The organism is Kitasatospora sp. NPDC018058, from assembly GCF_044327205.1.
Classification (GTDB): domain Bacteria; phylum Actinomycetota; class Actinomycetes; order Streptomycetales; family Streptomycetaceae; genus Kitasatospora.
In genome coordinates this window covers 209,592-221,816 of record NZ_JBIRFA010000006.1, presented here as the reverse complement: position 1 = coordinate 221,816, position 12,225 = coordinate 209,592, and the positions used below count along the sequence as shown (strand labels likewise).

At 74.1% G+C, this 12,225-nt stretch carries 8 protein-coding genes and 3 pseudogenes; 5 read left to right on the top strand and 6 right to left on the bottom strand.

The features are described from left to right. The first annotated feature begins 196 nt into the window (after nt 1-196). From ACH4E7_RS10970 to ACH4E7_RS10955, 4 genes and pseudogenes are all read left to right on the top strand, one after another. Nucleotides 197-790, top strand: coding sequence for a hypothetical protein (locus ACH4E7_RS10970; RefSeq protein WP_396248707.1), 594 nt, complete (start codon nt 197-199; stop codon nt 788-790). 93 nt (nt 791-883) lie between these two features. Further along, nucleotides 884-982: pseudogene (locus ACH4E7_RS10965) on the top strand (N-acetyltransferase); the annotation flags it as partial. Between the two features lie 66 nt (nt 983-1,048). Next, on the top strand, nt 1,049-1,666 hold the full coding sequence (gene thpR / locus ACH4E7_RS10960) for an RNA 2',3'-cyclic phosphodiesterase (protein WP_396248706.1): 618 nt from the start codon (nt 1,049-1,051) through the stop codon (nt 1,664-1,666). A gap of 219 nt (nt 1,667-1,885) precedes the next feature. Then, nucleotides 1,886-2,395 carry a DUF664 domain-containing protein gene (locus tag ACH4E7_RS10955; protein WP_396248705.1) on the top strand — a complete coding sequence of 170 codons (510 nt, stop codon included), beginning with the start codon at nt 1,886-1,888 and terminating at the stop codon, nt 2,393-2,395. 131 nt (nt 2,396-2,526) lie between these two features. Here the strand turns inward: ACH4E7_RS10955 and ACH4E7_RS10950 are convergent, their stop codons facing one another. Together ACH4E7_RS10950 and ACH4E7_RS10945 are read right to left on the bottom strand one after the other, a co-directional pair. Further along, complete coding sequence (locus ACH4E7_RS10950) at nt 2,527-3,321, bottom strand: inositol monophosphatase family protein (protein WP_396248819.1); 795 nt, start codon at nt 3,319-3,321, stop codon at nt 2,527-2,529. A gap of 210 nt (nt 3,322-3,531) precedes the next feature. Continuing rightward, nucleotides 3,532-3,855: pseudogene (locus ACH4E7_RS10945) on the bottom strand (sigma-70 domain-containing protein); the annotation flags it as partial. 246 nt (nt 3,856-4,101) lie between these two features. On the opposite strand from ACH4E7_RS10945, the gene ACH4E7_RS10940 reads away from it, so the two are divergent. Further along, nucleotides 4,102-5,277 (top strand): AI-2E family transporter, encoded by a 1,176-nt coding sequence (locus ACH4E7_RS10940; RefSeq protein WP_396248704.1) that lies wholly within the window; start codon nt 4,102-4,104, stop codon nt 5,275-5,277. Nucleotides 5,278-5,289: 12 nt separating this feature from the next. Here the strand turns inward: ACH4E7_RS10940 and ACH4E7_RS10935 are convergent, their stop codons facing one another. From ACH4E7_RS10935 to ACH4E7_RS10920, 4 genes and pseudogenes are all read right to left on the bottom strand, one after another. Next, a complete protein-coding gene (locus ACH4E7_RS10935) occupies nt 5,290-5,667 on the bottom strand; it encodes a DUF488 domain-containing protein (RefSeq protein ID WP_396248818.1) in 378 nt (125 codons plus the stop codon). A 150-nt stretch (nt 5,668-5,817) separates the two neighbouring features. Beyond that, nucleotides 5,818-6,195 (bottom strand): annotated as a pseudogene (locus tag ACH4E7_RS10930) (ATP-binding protein); the annotation flags it as partial. Between the two features lie 179 nt (nt 6,196-6,374). Then, nucleotides 6,375-8,642, bottom strand: coding sequence for a SpoIIE family protein phosphatase (locus ACH4E7_RS10925; RefSeq protein ID WP_396248703.1), 2,268 nt, complete (start codon nt 8,640-8,642; stop codon nt 6,375-6,377). Next, nucleotides 8,639-12,187, bottom strand: coding sequence for a HAMP domain-containing protein (locus ACH4E7_RS10920; protein ID WP_396248702.1), 3,549 nt, complete (start codon nt 12,185-12,187; stop codon nt 8,639-8,641). Before ACH4E7_RS10920 ends, ACH4E7_RS10925 begins: the two co-directional genes overlap by 4 nt. Nucleotides 12,188-12,225: the final 38 nt, after the last annotated feature.

The window sequence follows — 12,225 nt, the reverse complement described above, 5'->3', positions numbered from 1 at the left end:
GCCACACTCCATAACTGCGGTTGCAGTACTAGGCCGCGTTCCGCCAGGCGTCGCAGGCGGCCGGCCGTACCAGCACTGGCCGCTTCAGAAGACCGCCTGAGAGACCGTGACTTCATGATTCGCTGGGGCCCTGGGTGCGGCAGTCGCCGCGCCCAGGGCCCCACCGTCACCCCAACACCCCTGAGGATTCACCGCCATGCGTACTCGCCCGCTCCTCGCCGCAGCCTCCCTGGCGCTCGCCGTCACCGCCGTCGCCACCGTCCCGGCCGCCGCTCACGGGGACACCATCCACCTGGACATCTCCGGCGTGCAGAACGGCCGCGTCACCGCCGTCGCCACGTTCGACACCGACCACGACCCGGTCACGTCGGAGTTCGCGGGCACGCTCTCCGCGACCTCCGCCGACGGGCGCAGCGCGGGCCCGTGGGTCCTGGTCGCCGTCCCCGACCACCCCGGCACGTACACCACGCGCGAGATGCTGCCCGTCGGGCACTGGAAGATCACCGTCGACTGCGCGTTCCCCTCCCTCGGCCACGGCGAGCGCGAACTCGATGTCGAGGCCGCTGCCATCACCGACCCCGCGACCGCCCTGGCCCCGGCCCCCACCGCCGCCCCGGCGACCGTGACGAGCACCACTCCCGCCGCCGCCCCGGCGACCGTCGTCGCGTCCGCCCCCGCCCACGACACGACCTCCGACGCGACCACCTGGGCCGCGCTCGGCACCGCCGCCGCGGCCCTCGCGCTCCTCCCCACCGGCTTCTGGCTCCGCCGCCGCGCCCGCAGCCGGTGACGGCGGAAGGCGCTACGTGACCGCGGGTCCCGACGTGAGCCAGTCGTCGTGGCGCCGGTCGAGGCAGGACTGCGTCCGGGCGCCGACCCCGCCTCGACCGAGGTCGCCGGGACCTGGACCATCCAGTCCGGCATCTTCGCCGAGAACGCCGCCAGTCTCGCCCTCCACGCCCGCGCCGGCTTCCGTGTCATCGTGCCACTGGTCGTTCATCGCGGACCCGCGTCCCCCGGGGCGCGTACGGGGTGCTAGAAATCCCTGGTGGACGTTCCCCCCGAGCCCTCGACCCTGCGTGTCTTCGTGGCGTTGGCTCCGCCCGACGATGCCAAGGACGAGCTGGCCCAGGTCCTGCAGCCCGCTTGCGCCAGGTACCCCCGGCTGCGGTGGAACCGGATCGAGGACTGGCACATCACCCTGGCCTTTCTCGGCGAACTGCCTTTTACCGCAGTGCCGTTGCTGCGGTCGGTGCTGGCCGGCCGGGCGGCGTCGCACCCCGCCCTGCAGCTGGGCCTGCGCGGGGGCGGCCACTTCGACGAGCGACTGCTGTGGAGCGGGATCGACGGGGACCTGGAGGGGCTGCATCTGCTCGCCGCCGACGTCCGGGAGCTGGTCAGGTCCTGCGGGATCGAGTTCAGCGACCGCCCGCTGCGGCCCCATCTGACCCTTGCACGGTCCCGCCGCGACGATTCCACCAGCGTGCCGCAGGCCGCGGCCGCTCTCGCCGGGTTCGTGGGCCGACCGTGGCGGACCGAGCGTCTCCACCTGGTCGGCAGCAACACCGCCCGTGGCCCCGGGCCGATCCACTACCGCGACATCGAGGCGTGGCGATTCGGCACCTCGGTCCGGGCCGACGGCGACGACGCCCCCGCCGAGCCGTAGCCGACGGACGAGCGCCGTCTCGCCGCTCGGACCGTGCCGCCCCCCGATCGAGATCAGCACCCCGACGACTCGGCCCACGCCCTTGAGGCCGCCCGGGCGACGGCCTGCCGGTCCCGGGTGGCCGGGGTCCCGCGGGCGGGACACAATCGTCCAAGCGGCGCGCGACCCGCCACGCCGCCGGCGCGACGGAGTACTCGACCGGAGGCGACAGTGACCGGTGTGACCAGCGCCGACCTTCTCGTGGACGCGTTCGACAGGATTCGTGAAACGGTCGCTGACGTGGTCGACGGTCTGACCCCCCAGCAGCTGGCGTTCCGGGTGCAGGATTCGGCCAACTCGATCGCCTGGCTGGTCTGGCACCTCACCCGGGTGCAGGACGACCACGTCGCCGACGCGGCCGACCGCGAACAGGTGTGGACCGCCGAGGGCTGGGCGGACCGGTTCGCCCTGCCGTTCGCCGCGTCGTCCACCGGCTACGGGCACCGACCCGCGCAGGTCGCCAAGGTCACCGCCACCGCCGAGCTGCTACTGGGCTACCACGAGGCCGTCCACGCGCGGACCGCCGACTACGTGCGCGGCCTCGACAACCGCTCCCTCGCCAGGATCGTCGACGAGTCGTGGCAGCCCCCGATCACCCTGGGGGTGCGTCTGATCAGCGTGATCGCCGACGACCTCCAGCACGTCGGCCAGGCGGCCTTCGTGCGCGGCCTGCTGCCCCGGCGTTGCTGACGATGAAACTGATACTCACTCACCCAGGCTCTCGCCCCTGCTGACCGTCGACGCGCGGATCCCCGTGGTCCGCCGGCCGCAACGACCGGTGGACCCGGCGGACCCGGCGGACCGGCACCCTGCCCGCGACCTCAGCGGCCGCGGACCACGGACATCAGCCGTTCATGGGTCTCCCCGTCCGCGGCCACGACCAGGCCGCGGCCCGCTTCGCCGATCGGACCGCCGTCGATGCCGGTGACCACGCAGCCGACGGCCCGGCACAGGGCGATGCCGGCGGCGAAGTGCACGCTCCCGGACAGGTCACCGCCGTCGGTGACATAGGCGGCGCGTTTTCCGGCGGCGACCCAGGCCAGCGCGATCGTGGTGGAGACGACCCGGGGCCGGAAGCCTTCGACGAACCCGGGGTGGGCCAGCAGGTCCACCGCCCGGAAGGTCGCGGCGTTGGGGAAGGGCGGGTCCAGGTTGACGTCCACGAGCCGGGTGGCGGCCGTGGGCACCAGCTCGGTGTCGGCACCGTCGCGCCGGACCCAGGCGGTGTCGCCGTCGGTGTGGAAGACCTCGCCGCTGAACGGGTCGGCCACCGCCGCCGCACCGCCGCGCAGCGCCACGTTGACGGCCACCAGCATGTTGCCGACGGCGTAGTTGAGTGTGCCGCACAGGGGGTCCACCAGCCACTGGCGCGCGGCCCCCGCAGCCCCCTGCTGCCCGCCCTCCTCGCCGAGTACGGCGTCATCGGGCCGGGCGGCGTGGATGACGGCGAGGATCGCCTTCTCGGCCTCGACGTCGGCGGTGGTGGCGAAGTCCCCGGCGCCCTTGTCGATCCGGGCGAGCCGCTGCCCGTACATGGCGCGCACGACGTCCGCGCCGGCCTGTGCCGCGGCCGTCGCGACGCCCGCATCGTCAAGTCCCTCATACGAGTTGATCATGTCGGGCAGGATATCGAGTGCGCCCGAGCGACCTCCCCTTGAACCTGCAACCGGTTGACGGGGCTTCAGGCCTCGTCCTGCCACCCGGGCGCGTCCAGGTCCTCCAACTGCTCGCGCAGCCGGGCCAGGGTGGGGGGGTGAGCAGACGGGAGACGTGCATCTGGGAGACGCCGTCCGGCGGGCGATCTGCGCCTGGGTCCAGCCGTCCCAGAAGCGCAGCTTGAGCACGGCCTGTTCGCGCCACGGCAGTTCGACGAGCAGCGGGCGGACGGCGGTGCGGAAGTCCGCGAGTTCGATGCCGGGGTCGCAGCCGCCGAGGCGGTCCAGTATCGCGCTGCCCGTCTCGTCGGTGTCCTGGTCGCGCAGCGCGTCCAGGGAGTCGGACCGGTGGACCCGGCCGGCGACCAGCCCCTCGACGGCCTGCTCCACGGTGAGGTGGAGGTCCGCGGCGATCTCCTCCGGGTGCGGGAGGCGGGCGAGTTCCTGCTCCAGCCGGTCGGAGCCGCGGGCGACGGTCAGGTGCAGCTCCTGCATGCTGCGGGGCACCCGGACGGGCCAGGAGGTGTCGCGGAAGTACCGCTTGATCTCGCTGCGCGGACGCACCGTTCCTCCGGTTCGTTCCGCTTCGTCCGAGTGTGCGGCCGGCCGCCGGGGCGGAGACGCTGGGAGGGGGTGTCCCCCGGGTCCTCCCCCGGGGGCTCCCATGAACATGAACGCCAGGAACCGCAGCAGGAGGTGGGATCGACGGACGGCCCGGCCACGAGAAGACGACCCGCGCGGGTGAACGGCACCGCGCCGGCCCGGCGGCCCGTGCCGCTCGGCAGCCGTCGGCCTCGGACGACCCCACCCCGTGCCCGAACCGTCGCGTTCGGTGACCGCGGCGCGTCCTGTGACCGAGTCCCGCCCGGCCTGCGGACCGTCGCCGGGTACGTCTGGCGGCTCGGGCTGCTCGGGGTGGCCGGATACCTGGTCGTCGCCGTCCTCGGCGAGCTCCAGCTCCCGGTGATCGCGTTGTTCCTGGCACTGGTGATCACCTCGGTGCTGCGCCCGGTGGTCGACCTGCTGGCCCGGGCGCTGCCCCGCTCGCTCGCCGTCCTGCTCGCCTTCGTCCTCACCGCGGTGGTCGTCGGCGGGGTCCTCGCGCTGGTGGGGACGACCATCGCCGACCAGTGGAGCCAGCTGGGCGCCGAACTGCGCGGCGGCCTCGGCCGGATCGACCCCTGGCTGACCGGACCGCCGTTCCACCTGCGCCCCGGCACCGTCACCGACCTGAGGGCGAAGCTCGGCGAGTTCCTCTCCTCCCACCGTTCCTCGCTGCTCACCACCGCGATCAGCGGCGCCAGCCGGGCCGTCGAACTGGTCACCGGGCTGGCGCTCGCGGTGTTCTGCTCGGTGTTCTTCCTGCACTCCGGCGACCGAATGTGGTCCTGGGCCCAGCACCAGCTCCCGACCCGGGCCCGCCCGGTGTGGGGGCGGGCGGGGCAGGCCGCCTGGCGCACCTTCGCCGGCTACACCCGCGGCGTGCTGATCGTGGCGGCGACCAACGCCGTACTGGTCGGCATCGCGCTGGCCCTGCTGCGGGTGCCGCTGGTCCTGCCGCTGATGGTGCTGGAGTTCGTCGCCGCCCTCGTCCCACTGGTCGGCTCCCCGATCGCGCTGGCCGTCGCCGCACTGGTCGCGCTGGCGGCCCGCGGACCGGTGGTCGCCCTGCTCGTACTCGCCCTGATCGTCGTGATCGGCCAGATCGAGGGCCATCTGCTGCACCCGCTGGTGCTCGGCTGGTCCGTACGGATCCACCCGGTGGTCATCGCCCTGTCGGTGATCGGCGGCGCCGTCCTGGCCGGGGTCCTGGGCGCGCTGGTGGCCGTGCCGGCGGTGGCGGTCGCATGGTCGGTGCTCAACGAGCTGCGGGCGCGCGGCCCCTCGCCGGGCGGCCACCGGCGCGGCGACGAATAGCCGGGCGCCGGGCTACCGGGCTGCGCCGCGCCGCTTGCCGTCGAGCCAGTCGGCGAGTACGGCCGCCTGGCTGTGGTCGACGTCCTTGGTGGCGGTCAGCAGCGTGATGCCGTCCCGGGCGGCGAGGTCGCGCAGGTGCGCGGCGGCCTCGTGGTGCTCGGCGTCGCCGAGTTCGGCGAGGTAGCGGCGACGGAACTCGGTGTAGCGGCTCGGCTCGTGCCCGTACCAGCGGCGCAGTTCGGTCGACGGCGCGACGTCCCGCAGCCACTCGTCCAGGTGGGCGTCCTCCTTGCGCATGCCGCGCGGCCAGATCCGGTCGACCAGCACCCGCTGCCCGTCCTGCGGCGAGGACTCCTCGTAGATCCGGCGGTAGGCGATCCGTGTGGCCATGACGGCGTCCCCTTTCAGGCGGGCCGGCGCGGCACGGCGCCGGGGGCCGGCGGGAAGCGGTGGGCTACCGGGACGCCTACCCAACCGTGCCGCACGGACACCACGGTCGCGGACCTCGGGCAACCGCAGCTCGCACCAGACGGTCTTGCCCGGCCCCAGCGGGCGCCAGCCCCAGCGCAGGGCGAGCCGGTCGAGCAGGAACAGGCCGAAGCCCCCGCCCCCGTCCGGGCCGTGCGGGGGCCTGGGCAGCGGAGGCCTCGGGCTGGCGTCGCTGACCTCGATCCGCACCCGCCCGGGACATCGGACGAGCAGCAGTGCGACGGGCTCCCCGGCATGGCGGAGGGCGTTGCCGACGAGCTCGGAGACCAGCAGGACGGCGTCGGCGACCACCACCGGGTCCGCCACCTCGGCAAGGAAGTCGGCGGTGAAGGTACGCGCATCCGCGGCGACGCCGGGCCGCGCCCGGAGCGGCAGCCACCGTGCCCGGGTCCGGCCCGGTGTCGTGGCGGGGACCCGTGCTCCGGCCATGCGCTCGCACCTCCCTCACGCCCCCGGTGTTCAGGCTGGTCCGCCGACAGGTTGTCCGGGCGTCCGAACGAGCAGGTCGTCCGGGTGTCCGAACGAGTGCCGGATCGCCCGGGGTCATGCCCCGGTGGTCGCCCCCTCGGGTCGCCTACCCGGGCAGCCGGGGTCGACACGCTGAGCGGTCACCCGATCTGGACGGCGATCAGGCAGGTGTCGTCGTCGGTGTCGGCCGGGCTGAATTCCAGCAGCCGGTCGAGGTAGCGCTCCAGGTCCGGGCCCGGGGCTCCGGCGGCGCGGATCAGCTGGTCCACGGACTCCTCGACCGAGCGGTCCCGGCGCTCGACCAAGCCGTCGGTGTAGAGCAGCAGGACGTCCCCCGGGTCCAGGTGGGCGGTGTACTCCTCGTACTCGGCGTCGTCCAAGGCGCCGAGCAGCACGCCGTGCGGCAGCGGCAGCACCTCGGCGCCGTCCGGGCCGAGCCGGATCGGCGGCAGGTGCCCGGCCCGGGCCCAGCGCAGCCCGCCGCCGGTCGGGTCCAGCAGGACGCAGACGACGGTGGCGGTGACGTGGCGGGGCTCGCGCAGGGCCACCGTGTTCGCCCACTCCAGCAGCCGCGCCGGGCCCGCCCCGGTGATGGCGAGGCCGCGCAGCGCGTGCCGCAGCGCGACCATCCCGGCGGCCGCGCCGACGCCGTGCCCGGCCACGTCGCCGACGGCCAGCAGCACCCGTTTGTCGGGCAGCGGCAGCACGTCGTACCAGTCGCCACCGACCCGGTCGTGCTGGGCGGCGGGGCGGTAGCGCACGGCCGCCCGCAGGCCGGTGACGCCGAGCGGCGGCGGTGCGGCGGGCAGGATGGCCTGCTGGAGCCGCAGGGCCAGCCGGGCGCGCTCGGCCGACTCCTGCTCGCTGTCGGCGAGGCGTTCCCGGGTGGCGCCGAGCGCGACCTCCGTCCAGTACTGCGCGGAGACGTCGTGGTAGGCGCCCCGGATCGCGGTGAGTCGGCCCGCGCTGTCGAGGACCGGTTCCGCGATCACCCGGGTGTGCCGGGAGGTGCCGTCCGGGCGGGCCAACCGGAAGACCGCGGAGGAGGTCCGGTGCTCGTGCCGGACGGTGCTCACCAGGCGCCGTACGGCGGGTGCGTCGTCCGGGTGGGCGTGCCGGACGAGTCGGGCCAGCGGCATGGGCGCGGTGTCGACCGGCAGGCCGAACAGCTCGTACAGGCCCGCGCTCCACAGGATCCGGCCGCTCTCCGGGAACTCCTCGAACCCGGCGACCCGGGCGAGCCGCTGCGCCTGGACGAGGAGGGCCGTCTGCTCGGCCTCGTCGGCCCGCTCGGCCTCGTCGGCCTGCTCGGACTCCAGCCGCCAGCCGACCAGCAGCCGCTCGCCCAACGGAGCGGCCGCGAGCAGGACAGTGGTGGGCAGGGCGAGTCCGCCCTCACGGAAGACCAGCCGCATCCGCTCGGCGGGCAGTGGCGTGCCGGTCCGGTGCACCCGCACCAGTCGTTCGAACAGCCCGCCACCGACGGCGGTCGGGTAGCTCTCCAGCAACGAGGTGCCCTCCAGCGCCTCCCGGGGTCGGCCGAGGGGGTCGTCGAAGCCCGCGGCCGCCCGCAGCACGGTGAAATCGGCCACCTGACCGTCGTGGAGCACCGGCTCCAGCAGGAGGGCGGGGGTGAGCAGCCCGGCCAGCAGGTCGGCGGCGTCCTCGGGTGCGACCGGGGCCGGCGGCGTGCCCAGCAGGGTCGCACAGAGGTCGGCGAGGGCGTAGAGCCGACGGCGTTGGGAGGGGCCGAGCGGGACGGCGGGGGCGGCCTGCAGCACCTCCAGCGCTCCACGACGGCGGCCGCCGTCGACCAGTGGGAGGACGGCCCGGGCCGCTCCGGTGCCGATCGACGGTCCTTCGGTGCCGGGGTCACCCGGCCACAGTTCCGCGCCGCCCTCGACGACCCGCTGGGCGGGGGTGGGGACGCCCGGCGGGACCCGGCTCCACGCGGCGGCCTCGTCCGCGGGGAGGCCGGCCCACGCGGCCAGGGCCAGGGCGCCGCCGGGCAGGCGTAGCCACACGGCCGCGGCCCGGAGGCCGAACGCCTCCCGTGACTGGTCGAGGACGGCGTCGACGGCCTGTTGCAGGTCCGGGAGCGCGGCGAGGGCGGGTGTCACGGCGGGCGCAGCCGCACTGAGCGGCTGCGGCGCCTCACCGGGCAGGGCGACGATGTCGGCGGCCAGGGTCACCGCCGGTACGCCCGCGTCCCGGGCGAGCCGGCCGAGGTGGGCGGCGGCCTCGGCCGGGAGCACCCCGAGGCGCTCGGCGAGCATGCCGGTGGCGAGGTCGACGGTGGAGCGCGCCCGGGCCTCCGCCCGCATCCGGTCGGCGTCCCGCTGGAGTCGGCGGACGGTCGCCGCGAGGGCCCGGGCGGCGCCGTCCGGGGGTTCATCGCGGCCGGTCATGAGCTGTCCAGCCAGTACCGGATGCGGTCGAGCAGGTGAGCGGTGTCGACCGGCTTGGTGACGTGGTCGTCGGCGCCGGCGGCGAGGCTCTTGTCCTGGTCCCCGGGCATGGCCTTGGCGGTGACGGCGATGACGGGCAGGCGGGCGAAGCGCTCGTCCGCGCGGATGGCGGCGATCGCGGCGTAGCCGTCGAGGCCGGGCATCATCACGTCCATCAGGACGAGGTCGGTCTCCGGGTGGGCCCGCAGCAGGCCGAGACCGGCATCGCCGTCGGCGGCGTGCAGCACGGTCAGGCCGTGCTCCTCCAGCGCCGCGGCGAGTGCGAAGACGTTGCGGACGTCGTCGTCGACGATCAGCGCGGTCCGCCCGGCGAGCGCCCGGTCCGAGGGCGTCTCGTCGGCGGGCGCGGGCTCCCGGGCGGCGCGGCGGCGGCCCAGCATGTGGCCGACGCGCTCGCGCAGGTCGTCCAGGCCCCGGGTGAGCTCCACTCCGGCGATCGCGCCGCCCGAGTCGTCGGACCGGTACCCGAGGACGGGGGTGCCGTCCGCCAGGGCCTCCAGCAGGACGGGCGCGAGCTCACCGGAACCCGCCAGATCGAGCACGGCGCAGCGGTACGGGCCCTCGGCCAGCGCGGCGCGCAGGTCCGCGGCGTCCCCGGCGCTGGTGACCCGCGCCGCCGGGAAGGGGCCGCCCAGGGTGTCGGCGGCGAGGCGCGTGAGCATGGTGAGCAGGGCCGGCGGGTGGGACTCGACGACCAGGACGCAGGGCTCCGACTCGACTGCTCTGTCCGGATGTTCGGGCACACCGAGCGGCAGATGGAGGGTGAAGCGGCTGCCCTGTCCGGCGGTGGAGCGGACGGTGAGGGTGCCGCCCAGCAGTCGGGCGAGTTCCCTGCTGATCGACAGGCCGAGGCCGGTGCCGCCGTAGCGCCGTCCGGTGGAGCCGTCGGCCTGTTGGAAGGCGCCGAAGATGCTCTCCAGTTGGCCGGGGTCGATGCCGATGCCGGTGTCCTCGACGTGGAAGGCCACCGCAGCTTCCGCGCGGCCGAGTTCGGGCGGCAGCTCCGGGGCCTCGACGTGCTCGATCCGCAGCTCGACCCGCCCGGTGTCGGTGAACTTCACCGCGTTGGACAGCAGGTTGCGCAGCACCTGGCGCAGCCTGGCCTGGTCGGTGACGATCCGCTCCGGGACGCCCCGGTCGACGACCGCCTCGAAGGCGAGGCCCTTCTGGTCGGCGAGCGGCCCGAAGGCGGACTCGACGTACTCCAGCAACTCCCGTACGGGGAAGGGCTCGGGGGTCAGCTCCATCTTGCCGGCCTCGACCTTGGAGAGGTCGAGGATGTCGTTGATGAGCTGGAGCAGGTCGGTGCCGGCCGAGTGGATGACGCCCGCGTACTCGACCTGTTTGGGGGTGAGGTTGCCGCCGGAGTTCTGGGCGAGCAGTTGGGCGAGGATGAGCAGACTGTTGAGCGGGGTGCGCAGCTCGTGGCTCATGTTGGCCAGGAACTCGGACTTGTACATCGAGGCGAGGCTCAACTGCCGGGCGCGTTCCTCCAGTTCCTGCCGGGCCTGCTCGATCTCCAGGTTCTTGGCCTCGATGTCCCGGTTGCGCTGGGCGAGCAGGGCGGCCTTGTCCTCCAACTCCGCGTTGGAGCGTCGCAGTTCCTCCTGTCCGGCCTGCAACTCCTCGGACTGGTCCTGGAGTTCGGCGGTGAGGCGGCGGGATTCGGCGAGCAGTTCGTCGGTGCGGGCGTTGGCGAGCAGGGTGCCGATGTTGACACCGCAGGTCTCGGCGAAGCGCTCCAGGAAGTCGCGGTGGACCTGGGTGAACGGGTGGACGGAGGCGAACTCCATGACGCCGAGCAGCCATTCCTCCAGCACGATCGGCAGCACGAGGAGCGAGCGGGCCTCGCCGGCCCCGGCGCCGGAGCCGATGACGGCGTAGCCGGGCGGCAGGCCGTCCACCGCGACGATCCGCCGGCTGCGGGCGGCCTGGCCGACCAGGCACTCCCCCAGCCGCACCCGCCGCACTTGCCCGGCGGGGCGGCCGTACGCGCTGATCAGGGCGAGTTCGGTGTCCGCCTCGCCCTCCTCGGCGAGGAAGAACGCGCCGTACTGGGCGCCGATCAGCGGGGTGAGTTCGTCGGTGATCATCTCGGCGACGGCCTGGATGTCCCGCCGGGCCTGGATGGCGGCGGAGAACCGGGCCAGGTTGGTCTTCAGCCAGTCCTGCTGCTGGTTGGCCAGGGTGGTCTCGCGCAGCGACTCGACCATGGCGTTGATGTTGTCCTTGAGGTCGGCGACCTCGCCGGAGGCGTCCACGCTGATCGAGCGGGTCAGGTCGCCGGCCGCGACGGCGCTGGTGACCTCGGCGATCGCCCGGACCTGCCGGGTGAGGTTGCCGGCCAGCTCGTTGACGTTCTCGGTGAGCCGCTTCCAGGTGCCGGACACGCCCTCGACCCGGGCCTGGCCGCCCAGGCGCCCCTCGCTGCCGACCTCCAGGGCGACCCGGGTGACCTCGGCCGCGAAGGAACTCAGCTGGTCCACCATGGTGTTGATGGTGGTCTTCAGTTCCAGGATCTCCCCGCGCGCGTCCACGTCGATCTTGCGGGTGAGGTCGCCCTCGGCGACGGCCGTGGTCACCTGGGCGATGTTGCGCACCTGGCTGGTCAGGTTGCCGGCCATGAAGTTGACCTTCTCGGTGAGGTCCTTCCACGTCCCGGCGACGTTCGGCACCCGGGCCTGGCCGCCCAGGATGCCCTCGGTGCCGACCTCGCGGGCCACCCTGGTCACCTCGTCGGCGAAGGCCGAGAGGGTGTCCACCATGGTGTTGATCGCGTCGGCGAGGGCCGCCACCTCGCCCTTCGCCTCCACGGTGATCTTCCGGGACAGGTCGCCCCGGGCGACCGCGGTCGCCACCTCGGACATCGAGCGGACCTGTCCGGTGAGGTTGGAGGCCATCACGTTGACGTTGTCGGTGAGGTCCTTCCAGGTGCCGGAGACGCCCCGGACGGTGGCCTGCCCGCCCAGGTTCCCGGCCGTGCCGACCTCGCGGGCCACCCTGGTCACCTCGTCGGCGAAGGCGGACAGCTGGTCGACCATCGTGTTGATGGTCTCCTTGAGCTCCAGGATCTCCCCGCGCGCGTCCACCCGGATCTTCTGGGTGAGGTCGCCCTCGGCGACGGCCGTGGCGACCTGGGCGATGTTGCGCACCTGGCTGGTCAGGTTGCCCGCCATGGAGTTCACCGAGTCGGTCAGGTCCCGCCACGTCCCGGCGGCGCCCTCAAGAGTGGCCTGACCGCCGAGCCGCCCCTCCGTACCGACCTCGCGGGCCACCCTGGTCACCTCGTCGGTCACCCGGGCCAGCTGGTCGGCCATCCCGTTGAAGACCTCGGTGATCTCCCCCAGCACCCCCGGCCGGTCGGGCGTGAGCCGGGTACGGAAGTCCCCGTCGCGCACGGCCGTCAGCCCGGCGAGCAACTGCCGCAGTGCCGCCTGCTCGGCCGGGTCGGCCGCCGGCGTGCCGGGTACGGGGTGTTCGTCCATCCGTCCCACCGCCCGGATCCGTCACGGACGCAGCGCAC

Bases quoted from the DNA above. Each gene is read 5' to 3' on its own strand.
- ACH4E7_RS10970 (WP_396248707.1), top strand. From the start codon at position 197: ATGCGTACTCGCCCGCTCCTCGCCGCAGCCTCCCTGGCGCTCGCCGTC.
- ACH4E7_RS10950 (WP_396248819.1), bottom strand. From the start codon at position 3,321: ATGATCAACTCGTATGAGGGACTTGACGATGCGGGCGTCGCGACGGCC.
- ACH4E7_RS10935 (WP_396248818.1), bottom strand. From the start codon at position 5,667: ATGGCCACACGGATCGCCTACCGCCGGATCTACGAGGAGTCCTCGCCG.
- ACH4E7_RS10925 (WP_396248703.1), bottom strand. From the start codon at position 8,642: ATGACCGGCCGCGATGAACCCCCGGACGGCGCCGCCCGGGCCCTCGCG.
- ACH4E7_RS10920 (WP_396248702.1), bottom strand. From the start codon at position 12,187: ATGGACGAACACCCCGTACCCGGCACGCCGGCGGCCGACCCGGCCGAG.